The organism is Glutamicibacter bergerei, from assembly GCF_054495185.1.
Genome location: NZ_CM137131.1, coordinates 1,440,556 through 1,459,120, shown reverse-complemented (window position 1 = coordinate 1,459,120; position 18,565 = coordinate 1,440,556). Strand labels below are relative to the sequence as shown.

10 protein-coding genes are annotated in these 18,565 nt (G+C 55.4%); 6 read left to right on the top strand and 4 right to left on the bottom strand.

All coding sequences use genetic code 11. The features are described 5' to 3' along the window. The first annotated feature begins 40 nt into the window (after window positions 1-40). Complete coding sequence (rfbA, locus tag ACX5K5_RS06675) at window positions 41-901, top strand: glucose-1-phosphate thymidylyltransferase RfbA (protein ID WP_459175258.1); 861 nt, start codon at window positions 41-43, stop codon at window positions 899-901. Between the two features lie 416 nt (window positions 902-1,317). Beyond that, window positions 1,318-2,190, top strand: coding sequence for a GT-D fold domain-containing protein (locus tag ACX5K5_RS06670; protein ID WP_459175257.1), 873 nt, complete (start codon window positions 1,318-1,320; stop codon window positions 2,188-2,190). A gap of 318 nt (window positions 2,191-2,508) precedes the next feature. Here the strand turns inward: ACX5K5_RS06670 and serA are convergent, their stop codons facing one another. Next, complete coding sequence (gene serA / locus ACX5K5_RS06665; RefSeq protein ID WP_459175256.1) at window positions 2,509-4,104, bottom strand: phosphoglycerate dehydrogenase; 1,596 nt, start codon at window positions 4,102-4,104, stop codon at window positions 2,509-2,511. A 404-nt stretch (window positions 4,105-4,508) separates the two neighbouring features. Here serA and lhgO point away from each other — a divergent pair, with 404 nt between their 5' ends. Together lhgO and ACX5K5_RS06655 are read left to right on the top strand one after the other, a co-directional pair. Next, entirely contained in the window at window positions 4,509-5,711 is a 1,203-nt protein-coding gene (gene lhgO / locus ACX5K5_RS06660) for an L-2-hydroxyglutarate dehydrogenase (protein WP_459175255.1), read from the top strand. Window positions 5,712-5,941: 230 nt separating this feature from the next. Next, a complete protein-coding gene (locus tag ACX5K5_RS06655; protein ID WP_459175254.1) occupies window positions 5,942-11,752 on the top strand; it encodes a DUF4082 domain-containing protein in 5,811 nt (1,936 codons plus the stop codon). Window positions 11,753-11,811: 59 nt separating this feature from the next. On the opposite strand, the gene ACX5K5_RS06650 is transcribed toward ACX5K5_RS06655, so the two are convergent. Genes ACX5K5_RS06650 through ACX5K5_RS06640 form a run of 3 tightly spaced genes read right to left on the bottom strand, consistent with a single transcriptional unit; the run spans window position 11,812 to window position 14,735 of the window. Further along, entirely contained in the window at window positions 11,812-12,843 is a 1,032-nt protein-coding gene (locus ACX5K5_RS06650; protein ID WP_459175253.1) for a TolB-like translocation protein, read from the bottom strand. Continuing rightward, window positions 12,840-14,126, bottom strand: a complete 1,287-nt coding sequence (locus tag ACX5K5_RS06645) for an MFS transporter (protein WP_459175252.1) — start codon at window positions 14,124-14,126, stop codon at window positions 12,840-12,842. Before ACX5K5_RS06645 ends, ACX5K5_RS06650 begins: the two co-directional genes overlap by 4 nt. A 3-nt stretch (window positions 14,127-14,129) precedes the next feature. Next, window positions 14,130-14,735 carry a hypothetical protein gene (locus ACX5K5_RS06640; RefSeq protein ID WP_459175251.1) on the bottom strand — a complete coding sequence of 202 codons (606 nt, stop codon included), beginning with the start codon at window positions 14,733-14,735 and terminating at the stop codon, window positions 14,130-14,132. 401 nt (window positions 14,736-15,136) lie between these two features. Between ACX5K5_RS06640 and ACX5K5_RS06635 the strand changes: the two genes are divergently transcribed. Both ACX5K5_RS06635 and ACX5K5_RS06630 read left to right on the top strand, forming a co-directional pair. Then, window positions 15,137-15,724, top strand: a complete 588-nt coding sequence (locus ACX5K5_RS06635) for an acyltransferase (RefSeq protein ID WP_459175250.1) — start codon at window positions 15,137-15,139, stop codon at window positions 15,722-15,724. Window positions 15,725-15,819: 95 nt separating this feature from the next. Further along, window positions 15,820-18,519 carry a WecB/TagA/CpsF family glycosyltransferase gene (locus tag ACX5K5_RS06630; protein ID WP_459175249.1) on the top strand — a complete coding sequence of 900 codons (2,700 nt, stop codon included), beginning with the start codon at window positions 15,820-15,822 and terminating at the stop codon, window positions 18,517-18,519. The last annotated feature ends 46 nt before the right edge of the window (window positions 18,520-18,565 follow it).

The window sequence follows — 18,565 nt, the reverse complement described above, 5'->3', positions numbered from 1 at the left end:
GGTTGGACTAGAGGACGCATAAACTGAGAAGATTCGCAGTATGAAGGGCATCATTCTCGCCGGCGGTACCGGCTCACGACTCCATCCAATCACGCTCGGTATCAGTAAGCAGCTCGTACCTGTCTACGACAAACCAATGATCTACTACCCCCTGTCGACGCTCATGCTGGCAGGGATAAGAGAAATCCTGATCATCACCACCCCCCAGGACTCCGAACAGTTCCAGCGGCTACTGGGCGATGGCAGTCAATGGAACATCAACCTCACCTACAAGACCCAGCCCTCCCCCGACGGACTAGCTCAAGCCTTCATCATCGGCGAGGAACACATCGGCCAGGACAAAGTCGCGCTGGTTCTGGGCGATAACATCTTCTATGGCCCCGGGATGGGAACCCAACTCCAAGAACTCACCGATATCGATGGAGCCGCAGTCTTCGGTTACCACGTTGCTGATCCCACCGCTTATGGAGTGGTCGAATTCGACGAGGCTGGACAAGCTGTGTCACTGGAGGAAAAGCCCGCTCACCCCAAAAGTAATTACGCGGTCCCCGGCCTGTACTTCTATGACAACCAGGTCATTGATATCGCCAAGAACCTGCAACCCTCACCGCGCGGAGAACTGGAAATCACCGACATCAACCGCGCCTACCTCGAACGCGGTCAACTGCAGGTAGCAATCCTGCCTCGCGGTACGGCATGGCTTGACACCGGAACGTTCGATTCACTCAACGACGCGTCGAACTACATCCGAACCATCGAGGCCCGACAGGGCCAGAAGATCGGCTCACCCGAAGAAATCGCTTGGCGCATGGGATACCTCACCGACGATGAATTGCGCAGTGCTGCCGTACCGCTGGCCAAGAGCGGTTATAGTTCAAATTTGACTGCAATCATCACCTAACCCTAATCCCACCGTAATAAATTCGAATGAACTAGGATTTCAACCTAAATACCTAAATACCTAAATAGAAGCTGCCGGATTAGAATTAACAACTCGAGATTCATTACAAATAAGACATCGAGGCGCGCCTCCATTCTACCTGTCTTAAATGACAGTTGCGGGCAAACACTCTGTCCACTATTCCTTACGAAGCGCCCTTTCGAGTGTCAACGATTCATATCCGACCGGCCACTATCAATTGGATCTCCCACGCAACAATCACAAAACATCGATTTTCAGGCGATCGGCGAGTGCTCGCAGAATTCCTACAAAGAAATCTCAAGTCATGATTTCTATTCATTCCGTCGGTAACTGTATTCTTCAAGAAGGCGTGTCAGTTGCGACCCCTGCGGTTCATGAATGGTATATTCCAGCACATGTCAACCGTGAATTTTATCCGTCTAGACAATGTCGAATCTTTGATCATGGCTAAGTGGAAGGCAAAGCAGCCATTTTCGTTGGTACGCGTCGGCGATGGTGAATTGTCAGTTCTTGAATATCCGAAAATCGAGCAGTCGCGCATTCAACACGTTTTCCGACGAGCCATGGCCGACAGATCTTACTCCGACGACGAAATTACCGCAGTTCGTAGGGGCTTGATTCAGTCGATTAATTCTGCAGATTTAGTCGGTATGTACGATTCGTACGAGTCGAACGACTTGTGTGTAGTTTATGAAGACACGCTAGTAGCTGCCGGACTTGAATGGTTTACTGGGTGCCATCCTGCTGTTCATTTATTCATGCAATCGACAGGTATTCTAGACAGATTATTACGCAAGGCTCAACGAGTCACTCTCGTCACTGGCCGTAATGTCATAGAAAACTTCCAGGAAACTTATCCCCACATAACTGTGAATCAGCACTTGATTCCGGTGGAACGCCAGTACACGGTGGACGGTGACATTGGAGGGCAACATTACCCCGAAGTATTTACAAAATTGAAATCGGCATTGCGTCCGGATGGACCTTGCCACCTTTACCTCATCGGTGCCGGCCTACTTGGCAAGGAATACTGCTCCGTAGTCAAATCACGAGGTGGCTTCGCAATTGATATCGGAAGCGTCTTTGACTACTGGGCAGATGTTCCTACTCGAGAAGGAAAACGTGCAATAGTCGACGGGAAAGCAGCTCTGTCAGGAGAATCTAGGTGGCCAGCAATCTTCTTAGGTTCCACGCCTCAACCTGATGGATTAAGCCGAACTGCCCACCGAGGAATGCTTCGCCCAATGGAAATTACTATTCGCCCGTAATACATACCAATGTAAGGCGTCGAATATTATAAACATCACCTAGCAACAATCTGCTCCTGTGCCATATGGCAAGGGTAGACATTGAAAAATCAAGCCAGACATATTGTGCCCCGATACTCCGGAGTGCAGGCAGGCCCGCCGCTAGCTTCATTACAAGCTACGGGCGAGTGCAAGCATGTATGCGGAAAGAAGCGAACTTGATGATCCTGAACAAAAAGATCTCTTTAACAAATTAGGCTCCTTCTGCGTCGAACTATTGGTCGAGGCAGAAGGAGCCTACGGCAACTGAGCAACCAGCTGTCCGGGTAATGACCTATACTACTCTGCTAGGTTGATCTCTCGCGCAACGCTTGCACCAATGGCGGCACCGACAACGTCCAGCACTCCGCCAGGAAGCGCCGAATCAATGTTGATTACAGCAACCGCTTCCGCACGTGCCTCATCACGAGCAACCTGCATGCCAGCAATATTGATGCCTTGCTCCCCCAGCACGTTGCCCAACGACCCGACAACGCCTGGACGGTCAGCGTAGCGAACAATGATCATGTGATCCGAAATCGGGATTTCAATCTCGTGGCCATTGATCCCGACAAGCTTCTCGATCTGCTTTGGACCAGTCAAGGTACCGGCAACAGCAAGCTGGGTACCTTCGTTGGTGGCGCCTTTAATGGTCAGCTGGTTGCGGTATTCTGGCGAATCGGCGGTGGTGACCAAACGGGTGGCTACACCACGCTGCTCGGCAAGCACCGGAGCGTTGACGTAGGACACCTGGTCCGAGACAACGTCCATGAAGACGCCCTTCAATGCGGAAAGCTCAAGTGCCTTCACATCGAGGGACGCGATCTCGCCGGCAACGACTACGTCGATGCTGGTCAGCGAGCCGGAAGTCAGGGCATTGAAGATACGGCCGAGCTTCTCGATCAGCGGGATGCCTGGACGGACGTTCTCGTCAATGACGCCACCGGCCACGTTCACGGCGTCCGGCACTAGTTCGCCAGCCAATGCGAGGCGAACCGACTTAGCTACGGATACGCCAGCTTTTTCCTGAGCCTCATCGGTGGATGCGCCCAGGTGCGGGGTGACGGTGACATTTTCGAATTCGAAGAATGGCAGGTCGGTGCTTGGCTCCGTGACGAAGACGTCAATGCCGGCACCGGCGATTTCTTCATTCTTCAGTGCTTCATACAGCGCGTCCTGATCTACCAGGCCACCACGGGCCACATTGATTACGTAGGCGCTCTTCTTCATCTTGCCGAAGGCTTCCTTGCCCAGCATGCCCAGAGTCTCTGGAGTCTTTGGCATGTGAATGGTGACAAAGTCAGCCTGTGCCAGCAGTTCATCAAGGGTTACCAAGGTGACGCCCAGCTGGGAGGCACGAGCAGGGGTGACATATGGGTCATAGGCAATGACGTCCATGCCGAAACCCTGCAGGCGTGCGGCAACCAAGGCACCGATGCGGCCCAAGCCAATGATTCCGGCCTTCTTCTCGAACAATTCAATGCCGGTGAATGAGCTGCGCTTCCACGCTCCGCTCTTCAGCGAGGCGTTGGCTGCCGGGATGCGGCGGGCCAGGGACACGATGTGGCCCACGGTCAGTTCCGCTGCCGAGATGATGTTTGAGGTGGGTGCGTTGACCACCATGACGCCCGCCTGAGTGGCGGACTTGATGTCAACGTTATCCAGGCCTACGCCGGCACGGGCGATCACCTTCAGATTCTTGGCTGCGGCGATAGCCTCGGCATCTACCTGGGTGGCAGAGCGCACCAGAATGGCGTCTACGTCTGCGATTGCTTCGAGCAGCTGGGAGCGGTCCGCTCCGTCTGTCTGACGAATTTCAAAGTCGGGACCGAGCGCAGCGACAGTTGCTGGGGATAGTTGTTCGGCCAGAAGTACGATTGGCTTGTTGTCAGACACGGGTGTGGCACCTTTGCGATTTCTTGGGCTGATGCTTGCATATTAGTGATCGTTGATGATCGCCAACATGTTCTACCCTAACGCCGTAAAGGCTCAGAAACCCTTGAATTGACGCATGTTACGCAGCTTCTTGGCGACTTTGTGAAAACTTTCACTTGCGCCGTAGAATAATCTTCCTTGCTGATAATGTCAGCTGCAAAACACCGTCTGCTGCGGAGAGTGCTTACTGGATGCCGGCGTCCAAGTCTCTTATTCAAGAATTAAACAGCCTGACTCATCGGGAAACCCCAGAACCATTGAAGCACCTCTTCATTCGTGGACGTGTCACAGAAGTGGTTATACGATCAGCTGAGGATTAAAACCCTTTCACCGCGATTTGTGGTGAATCCGAAACTTGGGGACACATGGAAACACACATTGGAATCATTGGCGGAGGGATCTTGGGGATCGCTCTTGCCCGCGCGTTGGCGCTTAAAGGTGAACATCGCATAACCGTGCTTGAAAAAGAAGCAACGCTTGCGAGCCACCAAACTGGCCGTAACTCCGGGGTAGTCCACGCGGGGTTGTATTACCAGCCTGGCTCGCTCAAGGCCCAGCTGTGTGCACGAGGCAAAGCCCTGACCCGCGAATACTGCCAGGAAAACGCTCTGCCCTACCGGGAGTTGGGAAAACTAGTTGTCGCATTGGGAGACGACCAGCTAGGACGACTTGCCGACACGGAACAACGCGCGATAGCGAACCAAGTACCGGGATTGACGCGGCTAAATCGCGATGAGCTGGTGCAAATCGAACCGCACGTCGCAGGAATTGCCGCCCTGCATTCTCCGCAAACTGCCTCGGTGGATTATGGCGCCATTACGCGCAGCATGGCGGAAGAAGTCAAGGCAGCAGGCGGGCAGATCTTGCTGAACTCCGAAGTTACCGCCGTCAAGGTTTCTGACCAAGCCTGTCTAGTTTCCACCACGGAAAGCACTCACCGATTTGATCAGCTTATCGTTTGTGCGGGGTTGCAGTCAGATGTGATCGCACGAATGGTCGGCGCAGATCCCTCCCCTAAAATCCTCCCCTTCCGGGGAGAATACTGGGTGATGAGCAAGAGTTCCTCAGCAATGGTCAACGGAATGATCTATCCGGTCCCGGACCCACGCTTCCCCTTCCTTGGTGTGCACTTCACCCGCGGCGTGTATGACGAGGTCCATGTTGGCCCTAACGCAGTGCCGGCGTTGGCGCGGGAAGGCTATGACTGGAAAACTTTTTCATTCAAAGACACGATGGAGTCACTACGCTGGCCAGGTGCATCATCCTTAGTCAAAAAATACTGGAAGACCGGTGCCACGGAAATTGGTGCCTCGTTGATTAAACCCTTGTATCTGAAGCAATCCAAGGCCTACCTTCCAGAACTCAAATCGGCTGATCTCGTTGAAAAAGGCAAAGCCGGAGTACGTGCTCAAGCGTGGAGCAAGGACGGTTCGCTGCTCGACGATTTCGCCGTAGACCAGGTTGGCCCGGTGACCGTGCTGCGCAATGCCCCATCGCCAGCCGCCACCTCGGCGATGGCCATTGCCGACTACGTGCTGGAGCGATACCCCGTTGGTAAAGCGCGATAGAAGTACTGTCTTAGACGCACACGTAGTGCACGCGCCAAGGTCCCAGTTGCTTCGCTCATTGGTCTCGACGTCAACTTCCAAACCTTGAAACTTACACCCGAGATTCTCTCGTTTTCCACGTATTCTCTGTCTTCCACACGTAGAGCTACATATTCTGGATACGGGTATGTCCTAGCTAAGTTCATGCTCAAAAACGTCTCCCCTTCGTGGGAGCTTCCTTGGGAGATGTAATGAGCGTGGCGCAATTTGAAATTAATGAAACCAGAGAACGCCGCGCTGCGAAAAATTCGCGTTTTTGGATAGCTCTCACTGCCCTTACCGGACTTCTAGTCTCCCTACTGTTGGCCACGCCAGCGCGCGCCGCCGAACAGTGCGGTCCGGACGACAATGCCATTGTCTGCGAAAATTCTAAACCTGGTTCACCGTGGACCGAATGGGATATCGACGGAGCCGGGGATGACTCAATCCAAGGATTCGCCGCTGATATCAGTGTGAATGTCGGAGATCCAATCGATTTTCAGATTGATACTGATGCCTCCGCATACTCCATCGATATTTACCGTACCGGCTGGTATCAAGGCCTCGGCGCACGGAAAATCACCTCTATTTCACCTAGCGCCCAGCTTCCGCAGATCCAGCCCGAATGCTTGACGGATGTAGCCACCGAGCTGACCGACTGCGGCACCTGGGGTATCTCGGCAACCTGGAATGTCCCAAACGATGCGGTATCGGGCGTGTACCTGGCAAAACTCACCCGCACCGACACCGGGGGTTCTAGCCACATCACCTTTATCGTGCGCAATGAATCCAGCACCTCGCGGGTGCTCTTCCAAACTTCAGACCCCACATGGCACGCATATAACCTTTATGGTGGTTCAGATTTCTATTCGGGAGCCGACAACGGCCGCGCTTTTAAGATCAGCTACAACAGGCCTTTCGCGACACGTGATGGCATTGAAGCCCGAGATTTCTATTTTGGGGCCGAATACCCGATGGTGCGTTTCCTGGAACGCAATGGATACGATGTCAGCTATTTCTCCGGCGTTGACACCGACAGGCACGGAGACCTGCTCACCAACCACAGTGTCTTCCTTTCCGTGGGCCATGACGAATACTGGTCCGGCGCGCAACGCAGCAATGTAGAAGCGGCCCGGGACGCTGGCGTGAACTTGCAATTCCTTTCTGGTAACGAGGTGTACTGGCGCACCCGGTATGAGCCCTCGACTACCGGCGGAAATGATTACCGGACGTTAGTCAGTTACAAAGAAACCTGGTCCAATTCCAAGATTGATCCTTCATCCCAATGGACAGGTACCTGGCGCGATCCGCGCTTTGCACCCCAAGAACAAGGCGGAGGTCTTCCTGAAAATGGGTTAACAGGCACCGCCTACGTGGTCAACAGTGGAGATCTTCCGGTCACGGTGAACGCGCAAGAAGGAAAAATGCGCCTCTGGCGTGATACTTCTCTGGACAGCCAAACAGCGGGCAGCAAAACCGAACTTGCTCCGCATACCGTGGGTTATGAGTCCAACGAAGATGTGCCCAATGGTTTCAGGCCGCCAGGACTCGTCCACCTATCCACAACCACAGGAGACATCCCTCAGTATCTCCAAGACTTCGGCAATGTAGTTGCCCCCGGCTCAACCACTCACCACACCACGCTCTACAAAGCAGCCAGTGGTGCGAGCGTCTTCTCCGCTGGATCGATCCAATGGACGTGGGGACTGGACCAATGGCATGACGGTGACGGCGCCCCGGAAGATCCACGGATGCAACAGGCACAAGTGAATCTGTTGGCTGATATGGATGCTTTGCCGACAACGCTCATGAGCAACATAGCGTTTCCGGACGCTCCCAAAGATCTAGATGCACCCTCGATTCAGGTAACGAAGTCTCCGGCGAGCGCCGTGGGCTACGGCGAGATGGTCAGTGTGGAAGGCACGGCCAGTGACGTGCAGGGACAGGTCGCTGCGGTTGAGTATTCCTTTGACTCAGGACTTTCCTGGCAGCTGGCCCAAGGCACCACACAATGGTCTATTAACACGGTCCAACTCGGGACAGGTGAAAATGATCTGCTCGTCCGTGCGGTTGACGATTCTGCTAACTACCCGACAGAGGCAACCCCCGTACCTTTTGAAGTGAAAGGCCCGTATAGCGCCTTCGGCCAGCAAGAGCCTAAGACCAAGGATTCGGGAGACGGTTCCTCGGTGGAGCTGGGGTTGCGGTTTACTGCTGCGTCCGAGGGGTATATCACCGGTGTCAGGTACTACAAAAGTTCAGCAAACACCGGCACCCATACCGGTACGCTATGGAGCCTGAACGGCACCGAGTTGGCGACAACTACTTTTAGCAACGAAAGCAGCACAGGCTGGCAAACCGCGTTATTCAGTGAACCGGTAGAGGCGCACGCCGGTGATGAATTTGTTGTCTCTTACTACGCACCCACCGGACACTACTCCGTAGCAGTCCAAGATTTCGCCTACCGTGGTGTTGACTGGTCGCCGGTGAAGGTTGCCGGCGGTTACGGCACACCCTCAGCGGGTCTCTACAGTAGCTCTGCGGGGTTCCCTAGTACTGCGTGGGACCGTAGCAACTATTACGTGGACGCAGTCTTTGAAACTGGCGCATCCATAGCTCTCAGTGCCTATAGTCAGTCGCCTACCCCGACAGCCAACAGCGTCCCGGTGACTGCGTCTATAGGTGCCACACTTTCCAAACAAAGTGATCCGTCTTCTGTCAGCATCAAGGTGCAGGATTCGTCCGGACAGAACGTTTCCGGCACCACCAGCTACAACCAGAGCACACGGCGGGCCACTTTCCAACCGGAGGCACCATTAGCTGAAGCAGGCAGCTACACGGTCACCCTGAGCGCCACAGACTTGACCGGGAATTCGGTGGACCGTGGCAATACGTGGACTTTTAATACCGTACAGCCGGTACCGACAGATCCGGCGGCTTGTCCGTGCGGCCTGTACAACGACCAAGATATCCCCGCACAGCCTGTAGTCAATGACGGGAAGCCGGTTACTCTAGGTACCAGGTTCTCCGCGGATACTGACGGCGTGCTCAATGGGTTGAAGTTCTACCGCTCCCCCGGTGAAACTGGAGCACATACTGGTCGGCTCTATTCTTCTAATGGCAGCACCATTGCCCAGCTGCAATTTCCTGATGACTCGGCCACCGGTTGGCAGTATGCCGCCTTTGATGCGCCGGTCAGTATCCAAGCCAATACTGAATATGTTGCTGCCTACCGAAGTAATGGCATGTATCCAGTGACCCCCGGCGGGTTTGCCCAACCCATGCAGTCTGGACCACTGCGTACCACGAGCAATGCCGGGCATTACAGCTACGCGGAAGAATTTCCTGGATCCATGGTCTCAGCAAGTTACCTCGTTGATGTCAGTTTTACGGCTCTGGGCAGTCCTGTCAGCATCACCGGGCAAACACCTGCCAAGGGCGCAAATGACGTGGCGGTGGATACTGAAATCTCCGCAACCTTCAGTGAATCTCTGGAACCCGGCGGCGCCTTGGAAGTCAGTACTTCCCAAGGAACTATTTCAGGTACCTCAGTTCTCGCTGCGTCCGGTAATACGCTGACCTTCACCCCGGATGCGGCACTGCCCGAAGCCACCGTGGTGAGCGTTAAGCCCACGGGTATCGTCGGTACAGAAACTGGTGAAACTTCACCGCATTCGTGGACGTTTAGGACTGCGGGCCAAGGCCCAGCCTTAACCACCTTCCTCGAAGACCAGCAGCCGGCCCAATTGGATCCTTCCGATAACGCACCGGTGGAACTCGGACTGAAATTCAGTGCGCAAAAAGATATTCAAGTACACGCGCTGCGCTACTACCAGGGCCCTTCCGGACACGGTGAGCATTCAGGTTCCATCTGGGATTCCACTGGAACTAAAGTGGCTACCGCGACGTTTGCACAAACGACACAGCAAGGATGGCAAATCGCCTATCTGGACAGTCCAGTCACCATGGCCCAAGGCAGCGAATTCACCATTTCCTATCAGGCCCCGTCAGGAGGCTACGTCTTTACCTCCGCAGACTTCGCCAATGGAAAATCAAACGCTGAGCTCTCACTGACTGGTTCTAATGGGCTCTTCACCTATGGTTCAGGCAGTGTCCCTGCCAGTTCGTGGAATAGCAGTAACTACTTCGTTGACTTGGCCTATACGGTGAGCACGCCAGGAGGATCTGCAGAGCCTACCGAGTCGGCTACTCCTAGCGGCCCCACCGCAACTGCTACCGAACCGGTGCAACCGCTTGAGGTGGCTGGCCTTGTGCCGGCTGCCCAGTCGTCAGGGGTCGGGACCACTGCTGAAATTTCCGTGAGCTTCAACCAGCAAATCGATACTTCGGCAACACTTACGGTAACTACCGGTGACACCACCCTTGCCGGCACTACCGCAATCAGCACCGAGGGCACTACCCTGACGTTCACCGCTGCCGACCCAATGCCAGCAGACGCGGTCATTACCGTGACGCCAGCTCATATCAGTTCCCCTGGCTCACCGGAATTCGAACTCGCACCGTGGTCCTTCCGTACCGCACCATTGGCACCTGAGGATCCTTCGGCCTGCCCCTGCGGTTTATTTGGCAATACCGATACCCCAACGGTGGCAGCAATACATGATGGAGTGCCGGTAACTCTGGGCACTCGGTTCTCTGCGGACACTGCAGGAGAAATCCTCGGAATGGAGTTCTTCCGTAGCGTCGGCGAAACCGGGGCGCACAACGGATGGCTCTATTCCACCACTGGTGAGGTTATTGCCGAGCTAGTCTTCCCAGATGTTCCAGTGTCCGGGTGGCAGTATGCTGCATTTGATGCGCCGGTACCCATTGATCCCAATAATGAGTATGTTGCAGCGTATCGAAGCAACGGCGTCTACCCTGCCTCCCCAGGTCTGCTGGGCAACGCATTACATATCGGGCCCTTGAAGACCACCGGATCCGCCGGCCACTACGGTTACAACCAAGGCTTCCCGGCCTCCATGGTTTCCACCAGTTACCTTGTGGACGTGAGGTTCAAACCAGCGGCAGAACCAGTAGATCTCACCGACAGGTCGCCGAGTGCCGGAGCAAGCGACGTCCCAGTAGACAGTGTTATCACTCTGAACTTCAATCAAGCGGTCAGTGTCGAGGCCGCAATCGCGGTGAGTGCTGGCGGCTCAGCGGTTGATGGCACCACCACCATCTCCAACGGGAATAAAACGTTGACGTTCAGCTCATCAGACCCGCTTCCCGAAGCTAGCGTGATCACCGTGGATACCGTCAACCTCACGGGTGTGGGAAGCACTCAGGAAGTTCTTGCTCCATGGACGTTCTCTACCGTGGGTATCGATACACCCACGGTCTCCTTCCTCGGGCTGAATGAAACGCCAACAGTGCTGGATCCAGGCGATACCGCAGCTGTTGAATTGGGCATGCGCATGGTGGCGGAGGCAGATGTACGCCTCCACGCTCTGCGCTACTACCAAGGACCTGGAGGGATTGGTTCTCACACCGGTACCGTTTGGGATTCCTCCGGTGCTCAGTTAGCTACCGCCAGCTTTGCATCAACCAGTGAACAAGGATGGCATACCGCCTATCTGAGCACCGCCGTAGAAGTCCCCGAAGGCACGGAGTTCACCGTTTCCTACCATGCACCAAATGGTGGATATGTGCATACTCCTGCGCAATTCACGGGTGGAAAATCCAATGGTGAACTTCGGCTGGAAGGTTCAAATGGCGTCTTCCGCTATGGGAACAGCACTCAGCCCGGCAGTTCATGGAACAGCAGCAATTACTTTGTGGACGTGCTCTACGAAGTTTCAGAAGCTGTCCCCACGGCGGGCCCAACATCCGAATCAAGTCCGCCAGTTCAATCGGCCAGCACGGCTGATCCCGGCGCCACGGAAACTTCTCAGGCACCCGACAATGGCACTGCCGCTACAGAACCGGCGGCAAGTCCTACTGAATCATCTGCCAGTCGTCCACCGCTGGACACGGAGAAGGCAAGTGAAGAGCCGCCCATGGTGGCACCTACGCCCTGATCACCGAGCCGATACCACCGGATAGCTCCGTGAGCCCTGGTGGCCAAAATGCTGTGCGCTCAGCCAGTGGTACGCACTACCGAGGGTGACCACGCATCTTTGATAAATAGCTGGGGACGGGAGTTGGCGGTGGCCTCTATGCTGTAGACGTCACTGTCTCCCGCACTTCCGGTGCGCGGCATGCCGAAGAGCAGCGTCTGTGAATCCAGCCATTCCAGTTGATCATCAAATCCTGGTTCCAGCGGGAGGATGATCTCCTGCTGCGTCTTGAGATCTAGCACGGCAATATCCCAATGCGCCAGACCGCTCTGGGCCCGGCGCTTTTTGTAAGCCACCTTGGAATGATCCGGCGCAACAGATGGGCACTCAGCATTCTGGATCACGGAGTTCATTCGGCGTTCCGCTAAGTTTCCCTCAACCATCCACGTCTTGCCTGCTGACGCCACCGTGGCGTAGAACTTGTTTTCCGAGGCAAAAGTTACGCCCCAGACGTTGCGGTCTACGGCTGTCAGTTCTTGGCCGTCTATGAAAATCGAGTAATCCTCAAGGTTCCCGAAGTCCTGCCCCTGAACGGACTTGATGACAGTCTCTGTAGAAAAACTGTCCGTGGCATAGGAGTGCCCGGTGACAAATGCGGTGGTTGCTACCAACCCTCCTTCGGAGATTCGCGTTCGGCTGGGAACTCCGGGCAAGGGATACTCAACGACAGTATTTGCTTGCGCATCGAGGATCCGTGTTTCAAAGGTTGTCGGGATTCCGCGCTGAGTGCGCATACAGGAAATATATTCGGTCGACGCATCGACCCTGTCGCAGACCGTCTGAGATAGTTCCCGGGGTCCTTGCGGCTCTGTGATAGAAACCGAGGCAATCTGCCCATAGCCTTGGCCCATGGCAGTGTTGCGAAAGACTATTCGATTACCGTCATGTAATTTATCGGTGATCTGTGCGGCGGATGCCCCGGTGGTCCGTGCTTGATACCGCCCAAAGGCTTGCACCGCGTAGACCGTTACAGAGCCAAGTGCTAGTACTGCAATGATTGCCAGGATGAGCCACCTGGTTTGAGCCGAGATTCCGGCCGCCTGCTTAGTCATGAAGTCAGTGTACTTTCAGGTTCCTTGCGTTTGGACAGCAAGAGTCGCCAGGCCACAGGCACCAGCAGAAGCAACAATGCTGCGGCGATCAGCATTGCGTTGGTGCTGCCAAGAAAAATCCACAAGACCCCGAATCCCGTAGAGGCAAATAGTCTCGCTACGGCTACCACGGTCTGGGCGGCCCCGATGGCTGTTGACGTTGCTCCGTGGGGTGCCAGTTGGCCTGCAAGCGCCGCCAAAACACCATCCGTAGCTGCATAAAAGGTACCCAGAAGAGCTAGGGCACAGATGAGGAAGAGCAAGGAACCGCCGGCTCCGGCACAAACATATGCCAAGGCAAGTGCTAGATGCCCAAGGACAAAGACCCCTGCACGGGATGTCTTATCTGCAATTCTTCCCAAAGGAACAGCAAAACTGAGGAAGAACAGGTTGGCGCCCACAAAAAGGAGCGGGAACCACATTGCGTCCAGCTGCCCATGCTCCATCAACGCCAGGTAAACGAAACCATCACCGATGGTCAGCAATCCAAGGAAACCGGCGGTCAGCAGCACCTTTCCCAACGGCCCGCGCAGCAATTCACGGAACTTCGGCCGCGGAACACTTCTGGAGCTTTCTTCACCGCGGTCTTCAGCAACTTCATCCTGGACGAGCTTCCGGTTAGGCACCAGCAGCGCCAAGACTGCTACACCTAATACTGCGGCGGCCAACGACACCACAAAGACCATCCGGTAGTCCCCCGGAACCAGCATGAGTACCACGAACGACAGGAGCGGGCCGATAGTAGCACCCACCGTGTCTAACAGCCTGTGCACCCCGAAGGACCGGGCTAAATGCTCCGGCTGCGAAGCTTGCTGAATCATTGCGTCACGCGGTGCGGTCCGGATCCCCTTGCCAATGCGGTCTAGTCCAATGACCGCAAGAATTCCGCCGAATCCAGTGGCAAACAACAACCCAATACGAGCGGCCATGGACAGCCCGTACCCTGCGACGGCAATCGGTTTGGGTTTGTTGCTGCGATCAGCGGCATATCCTGCTGCAATGCGCACCACCGAGCTGATGGACTGGTTCATTCCCTCAAAAAATCCATAGGCAACCATGGACAGACCCAGTGCGCCGGTAATATAAAGCGGCAGAACTGCAGCCACGGATTCTGAGGAAATATCGGTCAGCATACTGACTATTCCCAGAGCTATAACCGTCGGAGAGGCTTTGAACGCCACGGTTTTTGCACGGTCGGCACCAGAGGCTTTACGCGATGTCCAGTCCGAGAGGCTCAGATACACTCGCTACTCCTGGATTTCAAATACTCCGGCAGCAACAATTGATGTTGCCCCGGTAGATAATTGACGAATCGTCACCGTCGTGGAGTCCTCACCAAAGGACCCCAGCAATTGAGTAACACCGGTGGCCGGTTCACTTTGCGTGGTCAGCCAGCGCTGCTGCTCGAAGTGCTCAGAATAGAAGGAAAGAACCTCTTCCACACTCGAGTTGCTGCGGCCTTCAACTCCGACAAATACCAATTTTTCTTGCTTCTCTACCGAGGACTGAACGATAGTTGTCGCTTTGGGCACCGGTACCGCGTCTTTTGGAAATTCTTTAGTCAGTTTGCCGGTGGACACACCAGTTTTTGGTGCCTTCTTTAAAACAGGTTGACGTTCCGGTGTATCCGGCAGCTTAAATTGCGAAGCTTTGGATTGTTCGGGTACTTCTAATCGTGATTCCGAAGCGCTAGGTTTCGGATCCCAACTTGGACGGGTAGCTTCAGCTGTGGGTTCGCCAGACTTTTTTTCCTCAGCCTTTTGCTTCTTCGGCTCAGAATTTTTGCCTCTTGCGGACGGGTTCGCAGATGCCTGAGCGGACGGCGCTAATGAAGCCGAGGGAGAGGTTGCCACGGGGCCCTGTGTGATGTCCGCGGACAAGCCAGCCGTTGGAGTAGACCCGCCGAAATCCAGGGCGAGCGCGACCACCAGCAATATCGCGGCGGCGCCCAGCACTATAGACACGAGTATTTTGCTTTTCATATTTCCCCCATTAGTTATCATGCTCCCCCAGGATCACGAGATAACCTGCTCACTAGGCTATACCTCGGCCTGTGGAGATATAAGCGCAATAGGCTCCGAGGCATACTCGATATTTACTTGGCAGGGCTCGGCAAAACAGTGAGTTTCACTCCCCTTCTGCGCTGATCAATTTTTCTTCCTGAATACAGAACTATGCTCGGAAGACGAGGCGTACGGCATTGGGGTCCGTAGGCTCAACGGTTCTTTATGAACCGAATTTTTGGGGGAAATTCATGACTCACATCGAGCAAACTGCCGATGTGTCGCCTCTGGCGACCATTGGCAATGAGAGCAGCATCTGGCACCTGGCACAGGTTCGCGAAGGAGCTGTTCTCGGTGAAAACTGCAACATTGGACGAGGCGCTTATATTGGCCCCGATGTTGTGTTGGGTGATAACTGCAAAGTTCAAAATTATGCGCTGGTTTATGAGCCGGCATCACTTGCAGATGGGGTCTTTATTGGGCCAGCCGCGGTACTGACCAATGACCTCTTTCCACGCGCCATCAATCCTGATGGAACCCGCAAGGGAAATGAGGATTGGGAGGCAGTGGCAGTCACCATAGACGAGGGTGCCTCCATTGGAGCGCGTGCCGTGTGCATTGCACCGGTGCATATCGGAGCTTGGGCCATGGTGGCCGCCGGCGCGGTTGTCAACCGTGATGTTCCGGCCCATGCGCTGGTAGTGGGCGTGCCAGCACGGCAGATTGGTTGGGTAGGCACGGCCGGACACCGGCTGGAATTCACGGATGGCTCCTGGCAGTGCCCTGCCACCGGTGAACGCTATGACCACCTCGGCTCCGAATTCACGGTTCCGGTTTAACCGGCCCCTGGTATCTCCCGTACTTTCCACCATTCCAAAGCCCGCGGTGTCTTTGACCGGGCTGGGTGGTGCTTACACTTCTTTCAAGGAAAATCATGACTGCCACAAATCAACGCGTGGATCTGGCCGGAATCGTGGTGGATCTGCTCACCCAAACGGACGCCATCGACAAAATCATTGGCCATGCACGCCAGGCCAAGCACTTACCGGACGCCGAATTGTCACCATTATCGGTCGTTTCAGCAAACCTGGACCATCTCGTGCAGTTCGGTCATGGAAGCCGTTGGCAAGGGGTGTTGGGTGATTCATTGCATCCCAGCCGGCCGCTGCGCTATGTGCCAGAAGCACCCTCGCCTTTCGATGCACTGCCGATGTTATGGCTGAACCTCATCGATGGGGCTCCGTTAGTCATGCGCACCAAACAATTGACGGGAAAGCTTTGGCCAAGGCTCGCTGGAAGCGATCTGATTGGCCCGATTTTGGATGATGCTGAAGTTCACGGACTGCGTGTGGGATTCCTTGGTGGCCAGCCAAAAATCCAGGCCGAACTCGCCGCACAGCTAGCTGAGCAACGACCCAACCTGCACGTCTCAGGATTCTGGGCACCGGAACGCAACGAGATTGAAAACGAATCTCTCTCGATGCAATTAGTGGCGGCCATTCGTGAAAGTAACACCGACATTCTCGTAGTCGGGCTTGGCAAGCCCCGCCAAGAATTGTGGATGGCTTCTTACGGAGCGTTGACCGGAGCCAGCGTGCTACTAGCATTTGGCGCAGTGGTAGATTTCCTGGCCGGAACCGTACAACGTGCACCGCAATGGGTGGCTACCACCGGGCTTGAATGGGCGTGGAGACTTGGTCTTGAACCCCGCCGGCTGGCACAGCGCTACCTGGTGGATGACCCTCCGGGATTGCTGACGCTGCAACGGCAAAGCAAGCTCATCTCAAGTACACAGGCAAGTCCGCTTCGGCAAAAACCTGCCCGCAAATTTCCGAGGTTACAGCCGCCAGGTGAGGGAAGATTTGTTGCGGGGAAAGCTCCGGTGGATGTTTCGGTCATCGCAGTCACCTACAACAACGCCGACTCCGTTGAGCAGCTGATTTCCTCCTTACGTGTTGAGGCTTCGGGGCTACGGCTGCGGATAGTCATTGCAGATAACGGCTCCGTGGACAGCACAGTTAAACAGCTGGAAAAGCACGATGACGTCATCGTGATTCCTACCGGGTCCAATCTTGGTTATGCCGGCGGTATTAACGCCGCGAGGCCATATACCGGCGACTGCGAAGCGGTGCTGATCCTCAATCCAGATCTTTATGTCAGTCCCGGGTCTATCCAACGGCTGCTCAACAGAATGTGGCTCTCGCAGGCAGGGATTGTTGTCCCGCGCCTGCTGGAAGAAGACGGAACCAGCTACACCTCTTTGCGCCGTGAACCAACGGTGCTCCGCGCGACTGGTGACGCCCTCTTCGGCGAGCGCGTCTCACGGCGCCCCGGATGGGGTTCTGAAATTGAATACAATCTGGAAGGCTACGCCCATCCGCATCAAATTGATTGGGCCACCGGAGCGGCGCTGCTCATCGATTCAGCATTGGCCAAAGAACTCGGCCCCTGGGATGAGCAGTTCTTCCTCTATTCGGAAGAAACCGACTACTTCAAGCGCGCCCGGCAGACCGGAGCGCGGATCTGGTATGAGCCCGAATCCTCCATGACCCATCAAATGGGTGGATCCGGTGCCTCGGTGCAGCTGGAAACCCTGATGGCGGTGAACCGCATCAGGTATGCGCGTAAGCAGCAGCCTGTGCGCACCGCCACGATGTTCCAGAACGCCGTCATAGGACACGAAGTCCTGCGTTCCTGGAAGCCGCAACGCGGTGGTGTGCTGCACGCAGTTGCCACTGAGCGCTCATGGTCATCCCTGCTCGCAGCTACCCACGGAACCCAACCTCACGATGGTTTCCCCTTCGGTACGGTGATTATCCCCGCTCACAACGAGGCGGCAGTCATTGCCAAGACGTTGGAACCTCTGCAACCGCTTGCCGAGCAAGGACTGATCCAAGTCATTGTCTCCTGCAACGGGTGCACCGATGACACCGCTCAGATTGCCCGGCGCTTTTCCGGGGTGCAGGTCATTGAGATATCTACGCCGTCAAAGGTGGCGGCATTAAACGCAGCAGAAGATATCGCCAAAGGGCATCCACGGCTGTATTTGGACGCTGACATCATCATCACTGCTTCAGCCTTGAGAATGGTTTTTGAGCACCTCAGCGAACCCGGCGTGCTTTCGGCAAGGCCGGCGTTCACTTACGACACCGCAGGAGCTTCTGGCATCGTGCGGGCCTTCTACCGGGCACGGCGCCGGTTACCAGGCACCAACGATGCTCTATGGGGTGCCGGCGCCTATGGCCTAAGCCGTACCGGACGAGCAAGATTCACGCAGTTCCCCGCGGTGGTGGCAGATGACCTATTTATTGATCAGCAGTTCGGGGCTCAGGAGAAAACGGTGCTCCCCACAATTCCGGTGCAGGTTAAAACCCCGCGCACCGTCGGGTCTCTGCTTGCCATACTGCGAAGGAACTACCGGGGACAGCAGGAACTATTGCGCCAGGACCAAGCAGCGTCCACCACACGGTCAACGCTCCGACAATTAGCGAGATCCATTTCAGGGCCAGTCTCTGCCTGGGATGCGTTGGTGTATGCCGGAATGGTCACCGTAGCTCGCGGTAGCAAAAAACCGGCCGCAACTGGCGCGGGGGTTATCTGGGAACGAGATGATTCAAGCCGTCAGGCGGCTTAGCAGCCCAGCATAAGATGACTGCATGATTTCGCGTGGGCTGTTTCTC